Genomic DNA, 23,766 nt, shown 5'->3' on the forward strand with positions numbered 1-23,766 from the left:
CGCGGGTGCGCCCCGCCGGTGCCGCCGACGCCTCCGCGTGGTCCGCCCTGCACCTGCGCTGCCTCGACGAGACCTACCGCCCGCTCTTCGGCGACGCCTTCGCCGACCGGCAGCGCGACGCGGCCGACCGCACGGCCGGCTACGACCGCGACCTCCTCGCCGACCCGCGCGTGCGCACCCTCTGGGCGCTCGAGGACGACGGGGCCGCCCTCGGGCTGGTCTCCGCCGGACCGGCACCCGCCGCGTGGGAGACCCGCGCCGGGGTGCCCGCCCCGGTGGTCCCCCGGCAGCTGTTCCAGCTCTACACCCTCGCCGCGACGCACGGCACCGGGCTGGGCGCGGCGCTGCTGGAGGCCGCCGTCGGCCCCGCGGACGCCTACCTGTGGATCATGGACGGCAACGACCGCGCCGAGCACTTCTACGCCAAGCACGGTTTCCGAGCCCTCGAGGAGTCCTTTCCCGCCGGCGGGCCGTGGACCGGGCAGCACATGCACCGGATGGTGCGGACGGGCCCGGCGTGAGCCGCGCGGGCCGCCGCGGGCGCCGGACGCCGGAGCCCGGCGCCCCGGGCGGCCCCGCGGCCGGCAGCTACGAGATCTCCACCGGCACCGCCGAGCTGGTGCCCGACGAGTACGCTCCCGGCTCCTGGGTGCTCCACGTCAACGGGGTGCCCTCCTCCCACGTGGACCCGCAGCACCCCGAGCGGCTGGACTTCGAGTACATGCGCTGGATCGCCGCGCTCGTCCACGCCCACGTCGGCGCGCACCTGGACCCCGCCGCGCTGCGCGTCCTGCACCTGGGCGGGGGCGCCTGCTCGATGGCCCGGTACCTCGCCCACGCCTATCCGGCGGCACGGCAGGTCGTCGTGGAGCTCGACGGCCGGCTCGCCGAGCTGGTCCGGCAGTGGTTCGACCTCCCGCGCGCCCCGCGGCTGCGGATCCGGGTGGGGGAGGCCCGCGCCGTCACGGAGTCGCTGACGGCGGCCACCCGGGACGTGGTGGTCCGGGACGTGTTCGCCGGGTCCACGACCCCGGAGCCGCTCACCACGGTCGAGTTCGCCCGGCACGTGGCCCGCGTGCTCGCCCCGGGCGGGCTGTACGTGCTCAACTGCGGGGACACCCGGGACCTCGCCGGGGCGCGGGCCGAGCTGGCCGCGCTGTCCGAGGTCTTCGAGCACGTCGGCGCCGTGGCCGACCCGGCGATGCTCAAGGGCCGCCGCTACGGCAACATCGTGCTGGCCGCCTCCGCCGTGCCGCTGCCGGCGGAGGGCTCGCCGGAGGCCGCCGCGCTCGGCCGCGAGCTGCTGGGCGGGGCGGTGCCCGCCCAGTACAAGGACGGGACCTGGGCCCGCTCGTTCGTCGCCGGGACGCCCCCGCGCCGCGACGCCGTCCCGCCCCGGGCGCCGCACGCCCCGTGACGCGCCCCGCGCGGGGATCCGGGGGACACGCAGGCGCCCGCCGGGAGTTGCTCGGCACCGCGCCGCCGGAGCCGCTAAGGTTGCTTGGTAACCGACGAGGGTGTCCGAGGAGGTGGTCGCAGGTGCGCAACGAGCTGAAGGCGCTGCGGGCCGCCCGGACCCTGTCGCAGGGGCAGCTGGCCATCGCCGTGGGGGTCTCCCGGCAGACGATCTACGCGGTCGAGAACGGCCGGTCCGAGCCGTCCCTGTCCGTGGCCCTCGCCCTGGCGCGGTTCTTCGGCCGGCCGGTCGAGGACGTCTTCCACGACGACGCCGGCCGCACCCCGCCCCGGGCCTGACGGACCGCGGCCGGCGCGGGGACTCACCCGGCGCGGCGAGGCCCCCGGGCCGCGAGCTCGGCCGCCACGTCGTGCTGCCGGTCCCGGGTCAGCGGGTGCGGTCCCTCGGGGGACAGGTGCTCGTGCTCGACCTGGCGGGTGACGCGGCTGTGGAGCACCTGCAGCTCGGCCAGGGGGAGTTCCTCCAGGCCCTCCGGGAACTCCTCGGCAGGAGCGAGAGCGGTCTCGTCGGCGGGCCCTGCGTCCGCGGCGGCGAGCCCGGCCCGGTCGTGCGCCGGCGCGGGGTCGGCGTCACCGCCCAGGGAGGCCACGGTCGGGGCGGTGACGGGGGTGGCGGGAAGAGAGTGCACGGGAGCTTCTTTCGCTGGCTACGACAAAGTCGCGGCCGACTACTCGACGCGCTCCTCGATCGTAGCCGCGCGGCATCCGGGGCGCCACCGCCGGCGCCGGGAGACCCGTGGTGCGGTCGGGTTCAGACCACGCTCCCGTCCACCGGGGACGGCACGGGCCGGGACCGCGGTGCGGGCGGGGCGGACGGGTTGAAGTGCGTGCTCGTCGGCCCGTCGTTGGCCGCCGTCACCAGCTCGGCGGCGACGTCGCGCAGCTTGACGTTGCGGTGGTTGGACGCCGCGGTCAGCAGGGCCACGGCGTCGTCCTGGGTGCAGCCCTGGCGGGCCATCACCAGCCCGATGGCCATGTCGATCGTGGTGCGCGAGGCCATCGCCGCGGCCAGGTCGGTCTGCGCCTCCCGGTGCCGGGCCAGGCGCAGGGCCAGGCGCAGGGCCCGGGAGGCCAGTTCGACCTCCCGCTCGACCGCCGCGGTGGTCCGGGCGTCGAACTGGCGCAGCGTTCCCGAGTAGACGTTCAGCGCCGCCCGGGCCCGGTCCTCCAGCTCGAAGGGCACGGCCAGGACGGAGCGGATCCCGTGCTCCGCGGCCGCCCGGCTGTAGGCCGGCCACTGCCGGTCGGTGCGGGTGTCGGCCAGCAGCACGACCCGGTGCCGCTCGGCCGCGCTCAGGCACGGGCCGCCGCCGAAGGCGTACTGGACCTCGTCCAGGGCGGCGGCCCGCTCGTGGCTGGCGACCACCGTGGCCGCGGCGGCACCCCGGACCAGGGTGATCGAGCACCACAGGTCGTCGGCGTCCTCCGCGAGGTGCCGCGCCGTGCTGCGCACGAACTGCTGGAGGAAGTCCGTCAGGTCCTCGGAGGCCAGCAGCAGGTCCTCCAGCTGCACGGAGCGCGCGTCGGCCGTCGTCGAATCCATCATGGGCAGGCCCACCCGTTCCGTCCTGTGTGCGGACCCCCTCGCCGCAGTCGAGGCCGGCGCGTGCGCGTGCCGGCGGCAGAACTGTACCAGCACCCCGGACGAGGGCGCGCGGGCGGCGGCTCACGGGGACGTGTGCGGGAGGGAGCGGCGGCCCGCCGGGGGACGTCGCCGCCCGGCGGGCCGCCGCCCCTCGTGGCGACCGGGTCAGCCCGGCAGGTCGAGCAGGGCGGTGCTGTCGACCGCCGTGCCGGCCAGCTGCGGGGCCCAGCCGTCCTCGCCCGCGAGGTAGTCGCGGACGGTGAAGCGCTCCGCCTCGCCGGCCGGCAGCTGGGGGCGGTCCGGGGTGAGCTGCGCGCCCGGGCCGCGGTTGGCGTGCTCGGCGAAGCGGGCCTCCCGCCACGAGAAGCCGCTCATGTCCGTCCACGGGCTCGCCGCGATGTGGGCGCCGAGCCAGGAGTCGCGCACGAGCACCTGCGCCACGGCCCGGGGGTCCCCGCCGGGGTGCCAGGGGCGGCCGAGGTGCACGGTGCCGGCGGCGGCCCCGGACGTGAAGCGGCAGCCGCTGAACAGGTACCCGCGCTCGACGCTCAGGTCCTGGCTGCCGGCCGTGACGTACCCGTTGTTGCTGTCGGAGCCGCGGTCGAGGGACCGGAGCTCGCAGCCGTCGAACACCGCGGTGCCGCGGCCGAACACGAAGTCGACGTCGCCCTCGACGTAGCACCGGTCGAACCAGGACCGCGCGGCCACGCCGCTGCCCGGGGAGTTGACCAGCAGGGTGTCCTGGTTGCCGAGGAGGCGCACCCCGGAGAGGACCGCCCGGTCGCCGGTCAGGTGCAGGGCCACCGCCTGGCGGTTCTTCATCTCCGGGTGCGCGGCCTCGTCGAAGTCGTTGCCGAACGTCAGGTTCCGCGCGACGAAGTCCGCGCCGTCCACCCGGGCGGAGGCGCTGCCGAACGTGCCGAACGGACCGCTCCCGTCGGGCTTGAGGGTCCCGGAGGCGTTGTCGTGCACGAGCACCACGTCCTCGGGTCCCTCGCCCGTCCCGACCAGGGAGATCCGGGGTCTGCTCGACGGCACGTGCAGGACCTCCCGGTACTCCCCGGGGCGGATCCGGATCACCGTCCGGCGGGCGCCGCCGGGCTCCGCCGCGTCCACGGCGGACTGCACGGTGCGGAACCGTTCGCCGGGACCGACGTCCAGCACCACGGGGGTGTCCACGGGCCGCTCGGCGGGCCAGTACATCCGGCCCAGCGGGTCGGCCGCCGCGCCGGTGTCCGCGAACCAGCCCGGCGGCACGATCCGCTTCGACCGCAGCTCGCGGGCGACCAGCCGGGCCACCGCGAGGGCGCCGAGGGCCTGGAAGTGGGTGTTGTCCGCCGAGCCCTGCGGGTACTGCGGGTGCTCGCCCGGCGCCAGGTGCAGGAAGTGGGAGGTCGTCCCCTCGGGGCCGAGGCGCTGCCACAGGTCCTTGGAGGAGGCGGTCAGGTCCACCAGGGGTGTGCCGGTGGCCGCCGCGAGGTCGCGCACGGCCTGGGGGTAGGCCCCGTGGGTGTCCCGGGCCGCCCCGAAGGCGTCGAAGCGCCGGCGCTCCACCGGGGTGACCAGCACCGGCTGCGCGCCCTGCGCGACGGCGCCGTCGACGTAGCGGCGCAGGTACGCCTCGAAGGTGGAGCCCGGCAGCGTGCCGCGGGCCGGGTCCTGGACCTTCTCGTCGTTGTGGCCGAACGCGATGAGCAGGTGGTCGCCGGGCTGGAGCATGCCCAGCACCCGGTCGAGCAGCCCGGCGTCCGCGTAGCTCTTGGACGAGGCCCCGGACCAGGCGTAGTCGGCCACGCCGGCCCGGGGGCCCAGCAGCAGGGGCAGGGCCTGTCCCCAGCCCGCGCGGGGGCGCTCGGAGTGCTGGTAGGCGGACGACGTCGAGTCGCCGACGACGAACAGCGCCGGGCGGGTGCGCCGCATCCCGCCGTTGTTGCCGGTGGCCCCCGGCGCGGCCAGGGCCGGGGTGCCCGCCGCGCCCGTCAGGGCGGTGGTGCCGGCCGCCAGCGCGAACGCGGTCAGGAGGGTGCGCCGGGTCGGCGCGGCGGGGCTCACCGGTTCCCGCCGGTGCTGAGCACGGGACCGGTGGTGCGGGCGAGCAGCGCCGGCACCGCGTGGGCGGAGTGCACCTTGGTGCGCAGCGTGGGCGTCCAGGAGGTGTCGTGGGCCAGCTGCTCGCTCTCGGGGACGGCGGCGTTGTAGGCGGCCCGGAGGTCGACCTTCTTGCCGTTCACGGTGTTGTCCACGGTGGCGACGACCGAGCCCTTGTAGCGGCCGATGAGCCGCGCGGGGTCCGTGCCGGCGGGCAGGGTGAAGGCGTTGGCCTCCGCGTACAGGTGCGACTCGATCCCCGCGCCCAGGGAGTACACGAAGGGCACGGACCCGTCCTCGGGCACCACGTAGTGGTTGTTGTAGACGTCCACCTGGCCGTAGCGCACCCGGGGGGCCCGCTGGCCGACGTCCTCGAACACGTTGTGGTGGACGGTCACCCGCAGTCTGCCGAGGTCCCCCCGGGTGGGGGAGTCTGTGGACCCGATGAGCATCAGCTTGTCGTGGTCGGTGAACCGGTTGTAGGAGATCGTGACCAGGTCCGACCCGTTGGTCACGTCGAGGGCGCCGTCGTGCACCTGGTAGGGGGTGCCGAAGTAGCTGGGCTGCCCGCTGTCGGGGTTCGGGGCGTCGGTGAACTCCGAGTGGTCGACCCACACGTGGGTGGCGCCGTTGATGACCTGCAGCAGGTCGTACTCGCTGTTCCAGGCCCCGGTGCTGCCGTCGCCCGGGTCCCAGGCCGGGAAGCAGTCGGCGGCGTCCGAGAACGTCAGGTTGCGCAGGATGACGTTGTCGGCCCCGTTGATCCGCAGGGCGGCGCCGCGGATCTCGCTGTCCGGGCCGGCGCCGACGATCGTGGTGTTGCCGGGGACGTCCCAGCGGATCGTGCGGGCCTGGTTCGCGGCCGCGGCACGGCGGGCGTCCTCCTGGGCCCCCGCCGGGTCACGGTCCCGGCCCCAGGTGGCGGGGTCGTAGTCCTGCAGGTACTGCTCCAGGTCGTAGCCGGTGCCGGCCGCGTAGTCCGCGCAGCTCAGCGCGGAGCCGTCGGGCGCCGTGTTGGCGTCGATCCTGCCGTGCACGCGGATGATCTTCGGCCGCTCGCCCGAGGCGGCGAGCGCCTCGAGGAGCCCGGCCCGGTCGTCGACGTCGTGGACGTCGGCGGGGGCGGCCGCAGCCCCGCCGGTGGTCCCGCCGTCGGCGGAGGCCCAGCCGTCACCGGCGGGCAGCACCTGCCGCTCGACCGGGGTGCGGACCGACTGGGCCGTCGGGTCGGCGAGCGGGCCGGGGGCGGCCGCGGCGGGGGACGCCGTGAGCAGCGCCAGTGCGGCGGCGGTGGACAAGGACATGGACAAGTGCGAGGCGCGTGGGCGCATGATCCCTCTTCCGTCGTTGCGGTGGGCACGCCCCCGGTGAGGGGAAGAACTGTGATGGGGGTCACTGGGGGTGCTGGGCAGGACGGTAGCAGAAAGCGCTTTCCCGCCGGAAGGGGTCCGGGTGTGCATGCTCGAAGGGACCTGTTCGGCCGGGAGTCATGCTCGGTGGCGCGGCACGCGGTGCGGCGCGGGATCAGGAGGCCGCGCGGCGATCCTCGGCGGAGGCCACGAACTCCCGGGCCAGCTCCACCAGCTCCGCGGTCCGCTCGATCTGCGGCATGTGCCCGGTGTCCGGGAACACGTGCAGGCGTGCCCCGGGCAGGGCGGCGGCCGCGGCGTCGGCGTGGTGGGCGGGCAGCACGGCGTCGGCGTCGCCCCACAGCACGAGCACGGGCAGCCCGGAGGCACGGATCTTCTCGAGCAGGGCCCGGCGCCAGCCGGGCAGCACGCCCACCACCGGCAGCCCGATGCTGCGGTAGGTGCCCAGGAAGGTGGCCCGGAAGTCCGGCTGGGAGCCCACCGTCGCCGCGTGCCGGAGGAGCTCGGGCGTGGCCAGCGCCGGGTCGAAGAAGCAGTTCTGGTTCGAGCGCACCGCGGCGGCCCTGGCCAGCGGGCGGAACCGGGCGCCCACCACGGGCAGGCGGGACAGCGCGGCCCAGACCATGGGCAGCGGGGAGACGTTGGCCTCCCGGCCGAACCCGGCGCTGTTGGCCAGCAGCAGGCTCGCCACCCGCTCCGGGTGCTCCGCGGCCACGGTCATGGCCACGGCGCCGCCCAGCGAGTTGCCCATCAGGTGCACCGGGCGGTCCTCGCCCACCGCGTCGAGCACCCCGACCACGGCACGGGCGAACGCCCCGAGTCCCGGCTTCTCCGGGCCCGCGGGGCTCAGCCCGAAGCCGGGCAGGTCGGTGCTCAGCACCCGGTGGTCCCGGGCGAGCAGCTCGTGGGCGGCCGACCAGTCCTCGAGGCTGCGCCCGATCCCGTGCAGCAGCACCACGGGCGGGGCCTGCTCCGGCCCGGAGAGGCGGATGCGCACGGGCCGGCCGGCGACCTGCACCGTCGTCGTGGCCCCCGGGGCGCCGGCGGCGGGCTGCGAGGTGTGCTGCTCGGTCATGCGTGGGTCTCCTGGGGTGCGGCCGCGGGGCGGGCGGCGGGGCGGGGGATCAGGTCGAGGGTCCGGGACAGCGGGGTGCGCAGGGTGGTCGCCGAGTCCAGCAGGTAGTTCTGCCGCACCCGCCAGGGGTGGCGGTCGCCCTGGCGGGGGAACGCGTCGATCGAGCGCCGGACGTAGCCGGATGTGAGGTCCAGCAGCGGGTGCTCGGTCATGCCCGAGGCGGCCTTGGGCACCACGGCGGCGGCGTCGTGGCGCTCCAGGTGCTGGAGCACCTTGCAGACCAGGCGGTGCGTCAGGTCGGCCCGCAGCGTCCACGAGGCGTTGGTGTAGCCGATGCACAGCGCGAAGTTGGGCACGCCCGTGAGCATGGCGCCGTTCCAGACGAACTGCTCCGACAGCTCCACCGGGGCCCCGTCCACCGTGGGGGCGATCCCGCCGAAGGGCAGCAGCCTCAGCCCCGTGGCGGTGACCACCACGTCGGCCTCCAGGACCCGGCCGCTGCTCAGCCGGATCCCCTCGGGCACGAACGTGTCGATCGTGTCGGTGACCACGTCGGCCCGGCCCCGCCGCAGCGCCTTGAACAGGTCCGCGTTGGGCACGGCGCACAGCCGCTGGTCCCAGGGGTCGTAGGACGGGGTGAAGTGCTCGGCCACGAGCTCCTCCGAGCCGAGGATGCGCGCGGCCCGGGACGTGAAGTACTCCCGCGCCGCGGCCGGGCGGCGCCGGCAGAACTGGTAGACGGCCGTGCTGAACAGGATGTTCTTCGTCCGGATCAGCCGGTGGGCCGGCCCCGGGGGCAGGGCCCGGCGCAGGGCGTCGGCGCGCCGGTCCCGGCCGGGCACGGCGCTGATCCAGGTGGGGGAGCGCTGCAGCATCGTCACGCTCGCCGCGTCCGCGGCCATCGCCGGCACCAGGGTCACCGCCGTGGCGCCGCTGCCGATCACCACCACCCGCTGCCCGCTCCAGTCCAGCTCCTCGGGCCAGAACTGCGGGTGCACCACCCGGCCCCCGAACTCCTCGATCCCGGGCAGGACGGGGTCGTGCCCCCGCTCGTAGTCGTAGTACCCGGCGCAGGAGTACAGGAAGGAGCACGACATCGTGCGCCGCCGGAGCCCGCCCTCGTCGTCGCGCTCCTCGAGGCCCAGCGTCCACCGGGCGTCCGCGGAGGACCAGTCGGCCGAGACCACCTTGGTGCGGTAGCGGATGTGCCGGTCGATGTCGAACTCCTCGGCCGTCTCGCGGATGTAGGCGAGGATCGAGGGGCCGTCGGCGATGGACTGCGGGTCCCGCCAGGGCTTGAAGGAGTAGCCCAGGGTGAACATGTCGGAGTCCGAGCGGACGCCGGGGTAGCGGAAGAGGTCCCAGGTCCCGCCCATCCCGTCGCGCGCCTCCAGGACGGCGTAGGACAGGCCGGGGCACTCGGTCTGCAGGCGGTAGGCCGCGCCGATGCCGGACAGGCCCGCGCCGACGACCACGACGTCGCGGTGCTCCGCCCCGGCGGGGTTCTCGGGGGTGGGGAAAGTGGCTGACATGGGTCCAGGATCCCCCGCGGCGCCCGGCAGCACTTGACGCTGCACGACGATTGCTTGACCCTGGGCGACATGTCCGTCATCCGTTCCGCGGGGCTGCGCGGCTTCCGCGCCGCGGTGGCCGAGCTCGGGGGCGACGCCGAGGCGCTCGCCGACGCCGCCGGCCTGCCCCGTGCCGCCCTGGACACCGACGACCTCCTGGTCCCGGAGCGGGCCGTCGGGCGGGTGCTGGAGGCCGCCGCCCGCGAGCTGGCCTGCCCCGACCTGGGGCTGCGGGTCGCCGCCCGCCAGGACCCGGGCGTGCTCGGCCCGCTGGCGCTCGCCGCCCGCCACTCCGAGACGGTGCGCGACGCCCTGGAGTGCGCGTCCCGCTACCTCTTCGTGCACGCGCCCTCGCTCGAGCTGGCGCTGGTCGAGGACCCCTACGGCGCCCGGGGGGTGACGGCCGTGCGCTACGGCGGGCCCGCCCCGGCGGCCCGGGGCGGGCACGGCAGCCCGCAGGGCACCGACCTCGGGCTGGGGCTGCTGCACCGGGCCCTCACCTCGCTGGTCGGCGGCCGCTACGGGCTGCGCACGGTCGACCTGGACCACCGCCCCGCCGCGCCGCTGCGGGTCTACGAGGAGTTCTTCGGCGTGCCGGTGCGCCCGGGCCGGCCCGAGGTCCTGCTGCGGATCCCCACGAGCACGCTCGCCCGGCCGCTGCACGGGGACGCCGGCGTGCGGCAGGTGGCGCTGGCCTTCCTCGACGCCCAGATCCCGGGTGCGGGCTCGGCGTGGGCGCCGCGGGTGCGCGGGGTGCTGGTGCAGCTGCTGGGCACCGCCGACCCGGAGCTGGAGGCGGTGGCCCGCGTCCTGGACCTGCATCCCCGCACCCTCCAGCGCCGGCTGGCCGAGGAGGGCACCACCTTCGGCGCGGTCCTGGACGAGGCCCGGCGCAGCGCGGCCCTGCGCTGGCTCACCACCACCGAGGTCCCGCTGAGCCAGATCGCCGGGCTGGTGGGCCTGTCCGAGTCCTCGGCGCTGACCCGGTGCGCCCGCCGCTGGTGGGGCGCCCCGCCGCGGGACGTGCGCCGCGGGGTGACGCGCACGAGCTGATCGTGTCGCGTGCGGTCAACTTCCTGTCGTGACCGGTCAAGCCGGGCTCGGCGGGAGCGCCCCACACTGGATCCGAGCCCGCCGCCCGGACCCTGTCCCGCGTCCCCGTTCCCGTTTCCGCGTCCCGTTTCCTCGTCCCAGGAGCAGCCCGTGTCCCCCTCCGCCCCCTTCCGCTTCTCCGGCGCCACCGCGGTGCTCACCGGCGCCGCCGGCGGCATCGGCGAGCAGCTGGCCCACGGCCTCGCCGCCCGCGGCGCCCACCTGGTGCTCGTCGACCGGGACGAGCCCGGGCTCGAGGGCGTCGCCGGCACGATCCGCCGGCGGCACCCGGAGGTGCGGGTGCGCACCGTCGTGGCGGACCTCGCCGAGCTCTCCGCGCTGCCCGCCGTCACCGACCGGATCCTGGCCGAGCACCCGCGCATCGACCTGCTGGTGAACAACGCCGGCGTGGCCCTCGGCGGCACCTTCGAGCAGGTCTCCGCCGAGGAGTTCGACTGGCTCATGGACGTCAACTTCCGGGCCCCGGTCATCCTCACCCGGCGGCTGCTGCCGGCCCTGCTCGCCACTCCCGGCAGCCACCTGGTCAACCTCTCGAGCCTGTTCGGGCTCATCGCCCCGCCCGGGCAGGTGGCCTACGCCGCCAGCAAGTACGCCGTGCGCGGGTTCACGGAGGGCCTGCGCCACGAGCTGGCCGGGCGGGTGGGCGTCACCGTGGTCCACCCCGGCGGGGTCCGGACCCGGATCGCCGAGTCCGCCCGCACCCCGGCCGGCGCGCCGGCCGAGGAGGCCGCGGCCGGTCGCGAGAGCTTCGCCGCGCTGCTGAGCTACCCCGCCGAGCGGGCGGCCGCGGACATCCTGGAGGCGGTGGAGCGGCGCCGGGGCCGGCTGCTGGTGGCCCCCAGCGCGGTGCTGCCGGACCTGGCGGCGCGGCTGTTCCCGGGCACGTACTGGTCCGTCCTCCAGCGCGCCCGCCCGCTCCTGCAGCGCCTTTCCCGGCGGCGGCGCCGGGCCTAGGCTGGCCCCATGACCAGCACCCTGTCCTCCGTCGTCGTCGACTGCCGCGACCCCGCGGCCCTGGCCCGCTTCTGGTGCGCGGCCCTGGGCTACACCGTCCATGGCGAGGCCGAGGGCTACGTGGGCATCGCACCCGCCGCGGGCCCGGGCCCGCACCTGGACTTCCTGCTCGTCCCGGAGCCGAGGACCGCCAAGAACCGGCTGCACCTCGACCTCCGGGCGGCGGACACCGATCAGGACGGGGAGGTGGCCCGCCTGGAGTCCCTCGGCGCGCGCCGGGTGGACGTGGGCCAGGGACCCGAGGTCACGTGGGTGGTGCTGGCCGACCCGGAGGGCAACGAGTTCTGCGTGCTGGCGGACCTCGAGGACGCCTGAGCCGGCCGGCTCAGGCGGGGGCGCCGTCCACGTAGAACCAGCGGCCGTCCTCGCGCACGAACCGGGAGCGCTCCCGCTGCCGGCCGCGCGCCCCGGAGCCGTCGCGCCAGTGGGCGCTGAACTCCACCCGGCCCTCGCTCTCGAAGGGTCCGCCGCCGTCGGCGGCGTGCACGTCCAGCCGGTACCAGCGCAGCTGCGGGTCCAGCGCCACGGAGGCGGGACGGGTGCCGGGGTGCCAGGTGGCCAGCAGGTACTCCTCGTCCCCGGCGGCGAAGGCGCTGAACCTGGAGCGCATCAGCAGCTCGGCGGTCGGCGCGCTGCGGCCGCGGTGGAAGCGCCCGCAGCACGCGCCGTAGCTCTCACCGGTGCCGCAGGGGCAGCGGGCGTCGTCGTCGATCACCCCCCCATCCTCCCGCGGGGTTGCGGCTCACGGCCACCGGAAGCGGCTCGGTGGCCGTGAGCCGCACCCCCGCGGGGGCGGGAACAGCCGGTCAGGCGAGCCAGCCCTCCACCACGCCCTTGCCGAAGAACACCACGAAGGCCGCGGCCACCACGTACATCAGCGGGTGGACCTCCCGGGCCCGGCCCTGCACGAGGCGGATGAAGACGTAGGAGACGAAGCCGGCCCCGATGCCGTCGGCGATCGAGTACGTGAAGGGCATCACGGCGAAGGTCAGGAAGGACGGCACGGCCAGGCCCCAGTCCTCCCACTCGATCCGCACCACCTGCTTGGCCATGAGGAAGCCGACCACGACCATGGCCGGGGCGACGGCCTCGAACGGCACCACGTTGACCAGGGGCGTGACGAACATCGCGAGCAGGAACAGCGCGCCGGTGACCACGTTGGCCAGGCCGGTGCGGGCGCCGTCGGCGATGCCGGTGGAGGACTCCACGAAGATCTGGTTGGAGGACACGGAGCCCGCGCCGCCCGCGATCGCGCCGGCGGCGTCCACGAGCAGGACCCGGTCCACGTTCTCGATCTGCCCGTTGCGGCCCACCAGGCCGGCCTGCTGGGAGAGCCCCACCATGGTGCCCATCGCGTCGAAGAAGATCGAGAGCAGGATCGTGAAGACCAGCAGCAGCGCCGCGAGGGCGCCCAGGCTCCGGAACGCCTCCAGCGGGGCGACCGCGCCCACGAGGGACAGGTCCGGGAGGGCGACGAAGGAGGTGGGGGCCGAGGGCACCACGAGGGACCACCCGGTGGGGTTCTCCACCGAGGAGCCGGACGGGAAGACCGCCTCCAGGACGTGGGCGAGGACCGTGGTGAGGACCACCGCGATCAGGATCGCGCCGCGGACGTTGCGCACCATGAGGGCCAGGGTCAGCAGCAGGCCGACGACGAAGGTGAGCATGGGCCAGCCCAGCAGCGTCCCGCCGTCGCCGAGCTGCACGGGCACGGTGGTGCCGGCGGCGTCCGGGATGCGGCGCACGAAGCCGGCGTTCACGAAGCCGATCAGGGCGATGAACAGCCCGATGCCCACGACGATCGCGGTCTTCAGCGACGGCGGCACGGCGTTGAACACCGCGGTGCGGAAGCCGGTGAGCACCAGGACGAACATGACCACCCCGGCCCACACGACCAGGCCCATGACCTGCGGCCAGGTGAGCTCGGGGGTGGTCACGATCGTCACCGCGAGGAACGCGTTCACCCCCAGGCCGGTGGCGATCGCGAATGGCGAGCGGGCCACGAGCCCCATCAGGATGGTCATCACGCCGGCCACGAGCGCGGTGACGGCCGCGACCCGCTCGGCGCCGAGGGTGTTCCCCGCGCCGTCCGGGCCGTAGCCGAGGATCAGCGGATTGAGGACCACGATGTAGCTCATCGCGATGAACGTGGCCACGCCGCCGCGGACCTCGCTCGTCACGGAGGAGCCGCGCTCGCTGATCCTGAAGAAGCGGTCCAGGCCGTTGCGCGGCGGACGGGAAGGGGTCTCCGTGGGCACGGAGGCGGAGGATGCCATGGCGGTCCTAAGGGCACTCGACGGGACAGGGCGGGCTCGACGGCGGCGGCCCCGGAGCGGCCCCGGATCCGCGTACCACCGGGGGAACATTACCGGTCCCGCCCGGTGGTGTCGCGGTGAGCGCCCGGTCATGGACGAGGCCGTCCGGCGCCGGGCGGAACAGGGGCGCGCCGGATCCCGTTGGACCGGACGGCGGTCGCACCGCGAGCGCGGCACCGGAGCTCACCCCAGCACCACGGAACAGGAGCGCAGCAGCCATGACCCAGCCCTCACGGATTCCTCCCACCTCCTCCGGCAACTACCGGGTGCTGCGGACCGTGCCCACCTACGCCGAGGCGCAGCAGATCGTCGACGCCCTCTCCGACGAGGGGTTCCCCGTGGAGCACGTGCGCGTGGTCGGCACCGGGCTGCGCTCGGTCGAGCAGGTCACGGGCCGGATGACCAACGGGAAGGCCGCGCTCTACGGCATGGCCTCCGGCGCGTGGCTCGGCCTGTTCGTGGGGCTGCTCCTCGGCCTGTTCACCGTTGGCGGCTGGCTGTCCGTGGTGCTGTGGGGCGTGGCGCTGGGTGCCGTCTGGGGCCTGGTCTTCGGCCTCGTGGGCCACGCGGCCACCGGCGGGCGCCGTGACTTCCGCAGCGTCCAGGGCCTCGAGGCGGACGCCTACGACATCCTGGTGGACGCCGAGCACATCGACGACGCCGCGGCGCGGCTGACCGGGGACGGGTCCACCGCCTGAGGGCGCCCGTGCCGGGTCCGCCCGGCCGGGCCCGGCACGGCTCGCCGTCTTGCACATGCGGGCGTCGGTGTCCAGCCCTGTGTCACGTCGGGTCGGTTCATGGCGGTTTGTGACGACCGGCGTGACTGACCGGGGCAAGCCGCGAAGAATCGACGCCATGACACAGACGACGCGCGCGCCCCGTGCCGCCCGGAAGCCGAAGCCCGAAGGGCAGTGGAAGGTCGACGGCCGGGACCCCCTGAACCCGAACGAGGTCTTCAAGCAGGCCGACGACGGGCTCAACGTGCGCGCCCGGATCGAGGAGGTCTACTCCCGGGAGGGCTTCGACTCGATCGACCCCCAGGACCTGCACGGGCGGTTCCGCTGGTGGGGGCTCTACACCCAGCGCCGGCCGGGCATCGACGGCGGCCGGACGGGGTCCCTGTCCGACGCCGAGATCGAGGACAAGTACTTCATGATGCGCGTCCGGCTCGACGGCGGGGCGCTGACCCGCGAGCAGCTGCGCGTGCTCGGTCAGATCTCGGCGGACTTCGCCCGGGACTCGGCCGACATCACGGACCGGCAGAACATCCAGTACCACTGGATCCGCGTGGAGGACGTCCCGGAGATCTGGCGTCGGCTCGAGGACGCGGGCCTGGACACGATCGAGGCCTGCGGCGACGTCCCGCGCGTGATCCTGGGCTCCCCGCTGGCCGGGATCGCCGCGGACGAGATCATCGACCCCACCCCGGTGATCGAGCGGATCAAGTCCACCTGGATCGGCTCCCCGGAGTTCTCCAACCTGCCGCGCAAGTACAAGACCGCGATCACGGGCCACCCGTCCCTGGACGTGGTGCACGAGATCAACGACTGCGCCCTCGTGGGCGTGGTCCACCCCGAGCTCGGCCCCGGCTACGACCTGTGGGTCGGCGGGGCGCTGTCCGTGGTGCCGTTCCTCGGCAAGCGCCTGGGCGCCTTCGTGACCGAGGAGCAGGCCCCGGAGGTCTGGAAGGGCGTCACGAGCATCTTCCGCGACTACGGCTACCGGCGGCTGCGCAACCGCGCCCGGCTGAAGTTCCTGGTCCAGGACTGGGGGCCCGAGAAGTTCCGCCAGGTGCTCCAGGACGAGTACCTCGGCTACGAGCTCGCGGACGGCCCGGCGCCGGAGAAGGCCGCCGTGCCGGGCGACCACATCGGCGTGCACCGGCAGAAGGACGGCCGGTTCTACATCGGGGTGGCCCCGCGCGTGGGCCGCGTCTCCGGGGCGAAGCTGCTGGCCCTGGCCGACGTGATGGCCAAGTACGGCTCCGACCGGCTGCGCACCACCCCGCACCAGAAGCTCGTGCTGCTCGACATCGAGGAGGCCGACGTGGAGAGCGTGGTCGCCGACCTCGACGCCCTGGACCTGCAGGCGCGGCCCTCCGCGTTCCGCCGCTCCACGGTGGCGTGCACCGGCATCGAGTACTGCAAGCTCGCGATCGTCGAGACGAAGCAGACCGCCTCGGACACCATCGACGAGCTCGAGCGGCGGCTCGACGGCGTGGAGCTGCCCCACCCCATCTCGATGCACGTCAACGGCTGCCCCAACTCGTGCGCCCGGATCCAGACCGCGGACATCGGGCTCAAGGGCCAGCTGCTGCCCACCGAGGACGGCGGGCAGAAGCCCGGCTACCAGGTGCACCTGGGCGGCGGGCTCGCCGCCGACGACCGGACCGAGGCCGGACTGGGGCGCACCGTGCGCGGCCTGAAGGTGTTCCAGGACGACCTCGCCGACTACGTCGAGAAGCTGGTCCGGCGCTTCCTGGCCCAGCGCACCGGGAACGAGACCTTCGCCGAGTGGACCCACCGGGTCGAGGAGAGTGAACTCGCATGACCAGCACCGACACGGGCACCCGCCCCGCGCTGCGCGACGAGCAGCGGCTGCGCGAGCTCGCGGCGGCCGGCGCCGCCGCGCTGCACGCCGAGCTGGACGCCGAGGGCCGTGTGCCCGCCGCCGGCGAGGCGTCCACGGAGGAGGCGATCCGCTGGGTCGCGGAGAACTTCGACCTGCGCAACGTCACCGTGGCCTGCTCGATGGCCGACGCCGTGCTGCCGGCCCTCGTCGCCGAGCAGCTGCCGGGGGTGGACGTGCTCTTCCTGGAGACCGGCTACCACTTCCCGGAGACCATCGGCACCCGGGACGCGGTGGCGCACATGCTCGACATCACCGTGGTCGACGCCCTGCCGGAACTCACCGTGGCCGAGCAGGACGAGAAGCACGGCAAGGACCTCTTCGCCCGCGACACCGGCCTGTGCTGCGCGATCCGCAAGGTGGCTCCGCTCAAGAAGTCCCTCGAGGGCTACGAGGTCTGGTTCACCGGCGTGCGCCGCGACGAGTCCTGGACCCGCACCAACGCGCCCATGGTGACCTTCGACGAGACGCACAAGCTCGTCAAGGTCAACCCGATGGTCCGCTGGAGCCTCGACGAGCTGGTCCAGTGGTCGCAGGACCGCGGGATCCCGACGAACCCGCTGATGGGGGAGGGCTACCTCTCGATCGGCTGCGCCCCCTGCACCCGGCCCACCGCCCCGGGCGAGGATCCGCGCGCGGGCCGCTGGTCCGGCCAGGACAAGATCGAGTGCGGGATCCACCTGTGAGCGCACCCACGACGACGGAGGCGAACGTGACCACCCCGAGCACCGCCCCGGCCCCCGCGGAGGCCGGCGTGCACAGCAGCCTCGACGCGCTCGAGGCCGAGTCCATCCACATCCTGCGCGAGGTCGTGGCCGAGTTCGACCGCCCCGCCATGCTGTTCTCCGGCGGGAAGGACTCGGTGGTCATGCTGCACCTGGCCGCCAAGGCCTTCTGGCCGGGCCGGATCCCCTTCCCCGTGCTGCACGTGGACACCGGGCACAACTTCCCCGAGGTCCTCGACTTCCGGGACCGCACCGTGGAGCGGCTGGGCATCCGCCTGGTCGTGGCGTCCGTGCAGGACTACATCGACGACGGCCGGCTGCTCGAGCGCGCCGACGGCACCCGCAACCCGCTGCAGACCGTCCCGCTGCTGGACGCGATCGCCGACAACCGGTTCGACGCCGTGTTCGGCGGCGGCCGCCGCGACGAGGACAAGGCCCGGGCCAAGGAGCGGATCCTGTCCCTGCGCGACGAGTTCGGCCAGTGGGACCCGCGCAACCAGCGGCCCGAGCTGTGGAACCTCTACAACGGCCGGCACACCGCCGGTCAGCACGTCCGGGCGTTCCCCATCAGCAACTGGACCGAGCTGGACATCTGGCGCTACATCGAGCGGGAGAACATCGAGCTGCCGCCGATCTACTACGCCCACGAGCGCGACGTGTTCCGCCGCGACGGGATGTGGATGGCCGTGGGCGAGTTCTCCGCCCCCTCGGCCGCCGAGCCGGTCGAGCGGCGCAGCGTGCGCTACCGCACCGTGGGGGACATGTCCTGCACCGGGGCGGTGCTCTCCGCCGCGGGCACCGTGGCCGACGTGGTGGCCGAGGTCGCCGTGTCCACGCTGACCGAGCGCGGGGCCACCCGCGCGGACGACAGGATCTCCGAGGCCGCCATGGAGGACCGCAAGAAGGACGGGTACTTCTAGACATGACTTCCCCCAGCACCGTGACCCCGCCGGTCCCCGCCGAGCAGGTCCCGACCATCGACCCCGGCTCGCTGTTCCGCTTCGCGACCGCCGGGTCCGTCGACGACGGCAAGTCCACCCTGGTGGGCCGGCTGCTGCACGACGCGAAGGCGATCCTCGCCGACCAGCTCGAGGCCGTGGGCCGCACCTCGGCCGAGCGCGGCTTCGGCGGCGGCACGGGCCGGCTCGACCTCGCCCTGCTGACCGACGGCCTGCGCGCCGAGCGGGAGCAGGGCATCACGATCGACGTGGCCTACCGCTACTTCGCCACCGACCGCCGCTCCTTCATCCTCGCCGACTGCCCCGGCCACGTGCAGTACACGAAGAACACGGTCACGGGCGCCTCGACGGCCGACGCCGTCGTGCTGCTCGTGGACGCCCGGCACGGGGTGGTCGAGCAGACCCGCCGGCACCTGGCCGTGGTCTCGCTGCTGCGCGTCCCGCACGTGGTGATCGCCGTGAACAAGATCGACCTGGTCGACTACGACCGGGAGGTCTTCGACCGGGTTGCCGCCGACGCCACCGGCATCGCCGCCCGGCTGGGCATCGAGGACGTGCACGTGGTGCCCGTCTCCGCCCTCGAGGGCGACAACGTGGTGGAGGCCTCCGCGCGCACCCCCTGGTACACCGGGCGCCCGCTGCTGCGCGTGCTCGAGGAGCTGCCCACGGTCGACGAGTCCGGGCGCGGCACCGCCCGCCCCTTCCGCCTCCCCGTCCAGTACGTCATCCGCCCGCAGGGCGGCACGGCGCCGGGCGCGGACGCCGAGGCGCTGCGCGACTACCGCGGCTACGCCGGGCAGATCGCCTCCGGCACGGTCGCGGTCGGCGACGAGGTGGTGGTCCTGCCCGCCGGCCGGCGCACCACGGTCACCGGCATCGACGTGGCCGGCACCGCCCCGGCCCCGGGCGCGCCCCTGCCCGGGGAGCAGCTGCCGGAGGCCGCCGCCCCGCTGTCCGTGACGCTGCGGCTGGCCGACGACATCGACATCGCCCGCGGCGACCTCCTCGCGAGCGCCGACGACGAGCTGCCGGAGCCCAGCCGGGACCTGACCGCCTCGGTGGCCTGGCTCGGCGAGCGGCCCCTGCAGCCGCGCGCCCGCGTGCTCGTCAAGCACGGCGCCGCCACGGTCCAGGCCATGGTCCAGGACCTCGAGGGGCGCCTGGACCTCGAGGAGCTGGTGCTGCGCGACGCGGCGACCCTGGAGCTCAACGACATCGGACGGGTCCGGCTCCGGCTGGCCTCCCCGCTGCCCGTCGACCCGTACGACCGGCTGCGGCGCACCGGCGCCTTCCTGCTCGTCGACCCCGCCACCGGCAACACGCTCGCCGCCGGACTCGTCCGGGACGCCTAGGTGGACCGGCAGCAGCCGCCGGCCCTCACCACGGTGACGGCCGGCGACGGCGGGCGCCCCGCCGCCGGGCGCCGCCCGGGCTGGCCGCTGGTGCTGACCGCGCTCGCGCTCCTGACCGCCCTGACGGTCGCCGCCACCGTGCTGCGCGCCAACGGGACGCTGGCGGCCTGGGAGCAGACCGCGGTCGAGACCTCCGCGGCGGCCGAGCTGCGGCTGGGCTACTTCGGCAACCTCACGCACGGACCGGCCCTCGTCGGCCTCGAGAACGGGCACTTCGCGGAGGAGCTGGGGGACACGACCCTGTCCACCCAGGTCTTCAACAGCGGCCCCACCGCGGTGGAGGCCATGAACGCCGGGTCGATCGACGCCGCCTTCGTGGGCCCCAACCCGGCGATCAACTCCTTCGTCCGCTCCCAGGGCCGCTCGCTCGCCGTGGTCGCGGGCGCGGCGTCCGGCGGGGCGCAGTTCGTGGTGGGCCCGGGCGTCACGGACGCCGAGGACCTGGCCGGGCGCACCGTCGCGAGCCCCGAGTTCGGGGGGACCCAGGACGTGGCCCTGCGGACCTGGCTCACCGAGCAGGGCTACGAGGTGGACGGCGACGGCGAGCGCGCGGTCGCCATCACCCCGATGGCCAACGGCCAGACCATCTCCATGCTGCGGCAGGGACGCGTGGACGGGGCCTGGCTGCCCCAGCCGTGGGCCACCCGCGCGGTGCAGGACGGCGCCCGGGTCCTCGTGGACGAGCGCGACCTCTGGGCGGACGGGCGCTATCCCACGACCGTGCTGGTGGTGCGCAAGGACTACCTCGAGCGCCATCCGGGAACGGTCGAAGGCCTCGTGCGGGGCCTGCAGCGCTCCGTGGACTGGCTGGACGAGCACGAGGACGACCCCGCGCTGCTGGCCTCGACCCTGAACCGGGGCCTGGAGCGCGCCCAGACCGAGACCCTCCCCGTCGAGACGGTCGCGGGCGCCCTCGAGGCGATCGAGTGGACCACGGACCCCCTCGCGGACACCTACCCGCAGCTGCTGGCCGACGGCGTGGCGGCGGGGACCACGGACGAGGCCTCGCTGGACGGCCTCGTGGACACCACGGTCCTCGACCGCGTCCGCGCCGGTTCGGAGGAGGGCCCATGAGCACCACGACCACCACCGCGATCCGGCTGCAGGGACTCGGCAAGACCTTCTCCGCCGAGGACGGCCCGGTCCTGCAGGACGTGGACCTCGACGTGGAGCGCGGGCAGTTCGTCGCGCTGCTCGGCGCTTCGGGCTGCGGCAAGTCGACGCTGCTGAACATCGTGGCCGGGCTCGAGGAGCCGACCGCCGGGTCGGTGACCGTCCCCGCGGAGGGAGCGGCCCTGATGTTCCAGGACGCCGCCCTGTTCCCCTGGCTCACCGCACGGCGCAACGTGGAGCTCGCCCTGGAGCTGCGCGGCGTCCCCGCCGCGCAGCGGCGGGAGCGGGCCGAGGAGCTTCTCGAGCTGGTCCGGCTGCCGCACGCGGCGGACAAGCGCCCGCACGAGCTCTCCGGCGGGATGCGCCAGCGCGTGGCCCTGGCCCGGGCCCTGGCCCAGGAGCGGGAGGTCCTGCTCATGGACGAGCCGTTCTCCGCGCTGGACGCCATCACCCGGGACCTGCTGCACGAGGAGCTGCTGCGCGTCTGGCGCGCCACGGGACGGACGATCGTGTTCATCACCCACAACGTCGGCGAGGCCGTGCGGCTGGGCCAGCGGGTCCTGCTCATGTCCTCCCGCCCCGGGCAGGTGGTCCAGGAGTGGGACACCCGGCCGTGGAAGGACCCCGAGTCCTACGGTTTCGAGGGCAGCGCCCAGTCACTCGACGACACCCTCGCCGAGCTGACCCGCACCATCACCGCACGACTGCGTGAGGAGATCAGCCGCCATGCGAAATGACACCGCCCTGCCCCAGGTCCCGGCCGCGCCGCCGGCCGCGCCCCGCGCACCCCGGGCGGCGGAGCGGACGGACTCCGGGCCGCTCCCGGTGCCGCCCGCCGAGCAGGACGCCGCCGGCGAGGAGCTCGCCGGCCTGGACGCGCTGCAGACCGAGCGCACGCGCAGGACCTCGGCCGGGGAGGTGTTCCGCACCAAGGTGGCCCCGCCGATGGTCGCCCTGGTGGCCGGCCTGCTGCTGTGGCAGCTGCTCGTCGCCCTCCTCGGCCCCCGGCCCGACGTCATGCCGGGGCCGCTGGACGTCGGGCGGCAGTTCGCGGAACTCCTCACCGACGGCACCGTCCTGGGCGCCCTCGGCACGAGCCTGTGGCGGGGGATCAGCGGCTTCCTGGTGGCTGCGGCGGTGGCCACGCCGCTGGGGCTGCTGATCGCCCAGCGGCGCGCCCTGCGCGACGCCGTGGGCCCCATCATCTCGGGCCTGCAGGTGCTGCCCTCCATCGCCTGGGTGCCCGCCGCGATCATCTGGTTCGGCCTCTCCGACGCCACCGTGTACTTCGTGGTGCTCATGGGGGCCATCCCGTCGATCGTCAACGGCATGCTCGCGGGGGTGGACCAGATTCCGCCCCAGCTGCGCCGGGCCGGCCACGTGCTCGGGGCCCGCGGCTGGACCATGGCCAGCAAGGTGGTGCTCCCCGCGGCCCTGCCCGGCTACGTCGCCGGGCTCAAGCAGGGCTGGGCCTTCTCCTGGCGCTCGCTCATGGGCGCCGAGCTCATCGCGATCGGTGGCTCCATCGGCTTCGGCCTGGGCTCCCTGCTGGAGCAGGGCCGGACGGTCTCCAACATGGCGGTGGTGATGGTCGCGGTCCTGTCGATCCTCGCCGTCGGCATCCTCGTGGAGCTGCTGTTCTTCAACCCCGTGGAACGCCGGCTGCTGCGCGGGCGGGGTCTGCTCGGCCACCGGTCGTGAGCATCCTCACCCGGGAGATCCCGGGACGACTTCACTAAACTTGGACCCGGTCCACGACGCGCGCGGTGCTCGCCGTGCGCGCGAACGAAAGGAACCTCAGTGGCTGACACCACCACCCGCCCCCTGCGCGTCGCCGTGATCGGCGCCGGCCCGGCCGGCATCTACGCCGCGGACATGCTCACCAAGTCCGAGCCCGTGAAGAACGGGGAGCTCGAGGTCAGCATCGACCTGTTCGACCGCTACCCGACCCCGTTCGGGCTGATCCGCTACGGCGTGGCCCCCGACCACCCCCGGATCAAGGGCATCATCACCGCGCTGCGCGCGATCCTGGGCCGCGGCGACATCCGCTTCTTCGGCAACGTGGAGTTCGGCCGGGACCTGACCCTCGCCGACTTCGGCGCCCACTACGACGCGGTGATCTTCGCGACCGGTGCCGTCTACGACGCCCCGCTGAACATCCCCGGCAACGACCTCGAGGGCGTCCACGGCGCCGCCGAGTTCGTCGCCTGGTACGACGGGCACCCGGACTTCCCGCGCACCTGGCCGCTCGAGGCGAAGGAGGTCGCGGTCATCGGCAACGGCAACGTGGCCCTCGACGTCGCCCGGGTGCTCTCCAAGCACGCCGACGACATGCTCGTCACCGAGATCCCCGGCAACGTCTACCAGGGCCTGAAGGCCTCCCCGGTCACGGACGTGCACATCTTCGGCCGCCGCGGCCCCGCCCAGGTGAAGTTCACCCCGCTGGAGCTGCGCGAGCTCGCCAAGTCGCGCGACGTCGACATCGTCGTCTACGACGAGGACTTCGACTACGACGAGGGCTCCGAGCAGGCCATCGCCGAGAACAACCAGGTCAAGGTGATGGTCAAGACCCTCGAGAAGTGGCGGGCCGACGACGCCCCGCAGACCGCCTCCCGGCGGCTGCACCTGCACTTCCTGCAGAGCCCCCGTGAGGTCCTCGGCGAGGACGGCCGGGTCACCGGCCTGCGCATGGAGCGGACCCGGCTCAACGGGGACGGCTCGGTGTCCGGGACCGGCGAGTACGTCGACTACCCGGTGCAGGCCGTCTACCACGCCGTCGGCTACCTGGGCTCCCGGCTGCCGGAGCTGCCCTTCGACGACGGCCGCGGCGTGATCCCCAACGCGGAGGGCCGCGTCCTGGCCGAGAACGGCACGGTGCTGCACGGCCTCTACGCCACCGGGTGGATCAAGCGCGGCCCGGTCGGGCTGATCGGCGCCACCAAGTCCGACGCCCTCGAGACGGTCACCCACCTGCTGGAGGACCGCCCCGTGCTGCCCGGCGCCACCCGCCCCGACCCCGGGGCCGTCAACGAGGTGCTCGAGGCCCGCGGCGTCGAGTACACCACGTGGGAGGGCTGGCTGGCCCTGGACGAGTACGAGCAGGGCCTGGGCCAGTCCTCGCACGACGCCGAGGGCAACCCGCGCGAGCGGGTCAAGGTGGTCGAGCGCGAGGAGATGGTCAGCGTCTCCCGGGAGGGCGTGCCCGAGCCGGTCTCCTCGCCCGTCTGAGCCGGCGCCCAGCAGCACCCCCGGGGCCGCGTCCTGCCCGGCAGGACGCGGCCCCTCGCGCTCCCGGGACGGGAACAGCCGCTCCGGGCCGCGG

Annotated in this window: 23 protein-coding genes; 15 read left to right on the plus strand and 8 right to left on the minus strand. The window is 74.6% G+C overall.

Going from position 1 to position 23,766, the window contains the following annotated elements:
* Window positions 1–5: 5 nt before the first annotated feature.
* From PU704_RS01040 to PU704_RS01050, 3 genes are all read left to right on the plus strand, one after another.
* The gene (locus PU704_RS01040) at window positions 6–521 is read left to right on the plus strand and encodes a GNAT family N-acetyltransferase (protein WP_277549764.1); all 516 of its coding nucleotides are present in this window, start codon (window positions 6–8) and stop codon (window positions 519–521) included.
* Window positions 518–1,417, plus strand: a complete 900-nt coding sequence (locus PU704_RS01045) for a spermidine synthase (RefSeq protein ID WP_277549765.1) — start codon at window positions 518–520, stop codon at window positions 1,415–1,417. Before PU704_RS01040 ends, PU704_RS01045 begins: the two co-directional genes overlap by 4 nt.
* Before the next feature lie 122 nt (window positions 1,418–1,539).
* Window positions 1,540–1,755 (plus strand): helix-turn-helix transcriptional regulator, encoded by a 216-nt coding sequence (locus tag PU704_RS01050; protein ID WP_047802859.1) that lies wholly within the window; start codon window positions 1,540–1,542, stop codon window positions 1,753–1,755.
* A 23-nt stretch (window positions 1,756–1,778) separates the two neighbouring features.
* Here PU704_RS01050 and PU704_RS01055 read toward each other — a convergent pair whose 3' ends face one another.
* The 6 genes from PU704_RS01055 to PU704_RS01080 all read right to left on the minus strand — a co-directional run bounded on the left by PU704_RS01055 (window position 1,779) and on the right by PU704_RS01080 (window position 9,126).
* Complete coding sequence (locus PU704_RS01055) at window positions 1,779–2,105, minus strand: hypothetical protein (protein ID WP_277549766.1); 327 nt, start codon at window positions 2,103–2,105, stop codon at window positions 1,779–1,781.
* Between the two features lie 122 nt (window positions 2,106–2,227).
* On the minus strand, window positions 2,228–3,022 hold the full coding sequence (locus PU704_RS01060) for a GAF and ANTAR domain-containing protein (RefSeq protein ID WP_277549767.1): 795 nt from the start codon (window positions 3,020–3,022) through the stop codon (window positions 2,228–2,230).
* A 204-nt stretch (window positions 3,023–3,226) separates the two neighbouring features.
* Window positions 3,227–5,113 (minus strand): pectinesterase family protein, encoded by a 1,887-nt coding sequence (locus tag PU704_RS01065; RefSeq protein ID WP_277549768.1) that lies wholly within the window; start codon window positions 5,111–5,113, stop codon window positions 3,227–3,229.
* A complete protein-coding gene (locus tag PU704_RS01070) occupies window positions 5,110–6,453 on the minus strand; it encodes a pectate lyase family protein (protein ID WP_277549769.1) in 1,344 nt (447 codons plus the stop codon). Before PU704_RS01070 ends, PU704_RS01065 begins: the two co-directional genes overlap by 4 nt.
* Before the next feature lie 220 nt (window positions 6,454–6,673).
* Window positions 6,674–7,594 (minus strand): alpha/beta fold hydrolase, encoded by a 921-nt coding sequence (locus tag PU704_RS01075; RefSeq protein ID WP_047802856.1) that lies wholly within the window; start codon window positions 7,592–7,594, stop codon window positions 6,674–6,676.
* Window positions 7,591–9,126: a flavin-containing monooxygenase gene (locus PU704_RS01080; protein WP_277549770.1), complete on the minus strand. Its 1,536-nt coding sequence runs from the start codon at window positions 9,124–9,126 to the stop codon at window positions 7,591–7,593. Before PU704_RS01080 ends, PU704_RS01075 begins: the two co-directional genes overlap by 4 nt.
* Window positions 9,127–9,195: 69 nt before the next feature.
* On the opposite strand from PU704_RS01080, the gene PU704_RS01085 reads away from it, so the two are divergent.
* From PU704_RS01085 to PU704_RS01095, 3 genes are all read left to right on the plus strand, one after another.
* Complete coding sequence (locus PU704_RS01085) at window positions 9,196–10,218, plus strand: AraC family transcriptional regulator (protein WP_277549772.1); 1,023 nt, start codon at window positions 9,196–9,198, stop codon at window positions 10,216–10,218.
* Window positions 10,219–10,368: 150 nt separating this feature from the next.
* Complete coding sequence (locus PU704_RS01090; RefSeq protein ID WP_277549773.1) at window positions 10,369–11,232, plus strand: SDR family NAD(P)-dependent oxidoreductase; 864 nt, start codon at window positions 10,369–10,371, stop codon at window positions 11,230–11,232.
* A gap of 9 nt (window positions 11,233–11,241) precedes the next feature.
* Window positions 11,242–11,607, plus strand: coding sequence for a VOC family protein (locus PU704_RS01095; RefSeq protein WP_075872434.1), 366 nt, complete (start codon window positions 11,242–11,244; stop codon window positions 11,605–11,607).
* A gap of 10 nt (window positions 11,608–11,617) precedes the next feature.
* Here PU704_RS01095 and PU704_RS01100 read toward each other — a convergent pair whose 3' ends face one another.
* Together PU704_RS01100 and PU704_RS01105 are read right to left on the minus strand one after the other, a co-directional pair.
* Complete coding sequence (locus PU704_RS01100) at window positions 11,618–12,007, minus strand: YchJ family protein (protein ID WP_277549774.1); 390 nt, start codon at window positions 12,005–12,007, stop codon at window positions 11,618–11,620.
* A gap of 91 nt (window positions 12,008–12,098) precedes the next feature.
* Complete coding sequence (locus PU704_RS01105; RefSeq protein WP_047802851.1) at window positions 12,099–13,568, minus strand: NCS2 family permease; 1,470 nt, start codon at window positions 13,566–13,568, stop codon at window positions 12,099–12,101.
* A 257-nt stretch (window positions 13,569–13,825) separates the two neighbouring features.
* On the opposite strand from PU704_RS01105, the gene PU704_RS01110 reads away from it, so the two are divergent.
* From PU704_RS01110 to PU704_RS01150, 9 genes are all read left to right on the plus strand, one after another.
* The gene (locus PU704_RS01110; RefSeq protein WP_277549775.1) at window positions 13,826–14,305 is read left to right on the plus strand and encodes a YflT domain-containing protein; all 480 of its coding nucleotides are present in this window, start codon (window positions 13,826–13,828) and stop codon (window positions 14,303–14,305) included.
* Between the two features lie 157 nt (window positions 14,306–14,462).
* Complete coding sequence (locus PU704_RS01115; protein ID WP_277549776.1) at window positions 14,463–16,157, plus strand: nitrite/sulfite reductase; 1,695 nt, start codon at window positions 14,463–14,465, stop codon at window positions 16,155–16,157.
* Window positions 16,154–16,921, plus strand: a complete 768-nt coding sequence (locus PU704_RS01120) for a phosphoadenylyl-sulfate reductase (RefSeq protein WP_277549777.1) — start codon at window positions 16,154–16,156, stop codon at window positions 16,919–16,921. The genes PU704_RS01115 and PU704_RS01120 overlap by 4 nt, the downstream gene beginning before the upstream one ends.
* Before the next feature lie 26 nt (window positions 16,922–16,947).
* Entirely contained in the window at window positions 16,948–17,880 is a 933-nt protein-coding gene (cysD, locus tag PU704_RS01125; RefSeq protein WP_047802847.1) for a sulfate adenylyltransferase subunit CysD, read from the plus strand.
* A gap of 2 nt (window positions 17,881–17,882) precedes the next feature.
* A complete protein-coding gene (locus PU704_RS01130; protein ID WP_277549779.1) occupies window positions 17,883–19,271 on the plus strand; it encodes a sulfate adenylyltransferase subunit 1 in 1,389 nt (462 codons plus the stop codon).
* On the plus strand, window positions 19,272–20,405 hold the full coding sequence (locus PU704_RS01135) for an ABC transporter substrate-binding protein (RefSeq protein ID WP_277549780.1): 1,134 nt from the start codon (window positions 19,272–19,274) through the stop codon (window positions 20,403–20,405).
* On the plus strand, window positions 20,402–21,181 hold the full coding sequence (locus tag PU704_RS01140) for an ABC transporter ATP-binding protein (RefSeq protein ID WP_047802845.1): 780 nt from the start codon (window positions 20,402–20,404) through the stop codon (window positions 21,179–21,181). Before PU704_RS01135 ends, PU704_RS01140 begins: the two co-directional genes overlap by 4 nt.
* A complete protein-coding gene (locus PU704_RS01145) occupies window positions 21,171–22,145 on the plus strand; it encodes an ABC transporter permease (RefSeq protein ID WP_277549781.1) in 975 nt (324 codons plus the stop codon). Before PU704_RS01140 ends, PU704_RS01145 begins: the two co-directional genes overlap by 11 nt.
* 99 nt (window positions 22,146–22,244) lie before the next feature.
* Window positions 22,245–23,672, plus strand: a complete 1,428-nt coding sequence (locus PU704_RS01150; protein ID WP_277549782.1) for an FAD-dependent oxidoreductase — start codon at window positions 22,245–22,247, stop codon at window positions 23,670–23,672.
* Window positions 23,673–23,766 lie beyond the last annotated feature (94 nt).

Origin of the sequence: Kocuria oceani, assembly GCF_029524215.1 — a bacterium.
Taxonomy (GTDB): Bacteria; Actinomycetota; Actinomycetes; order Actinomycetales; family Micrococcaceae; genus Kocuria; species Kocuria oceani.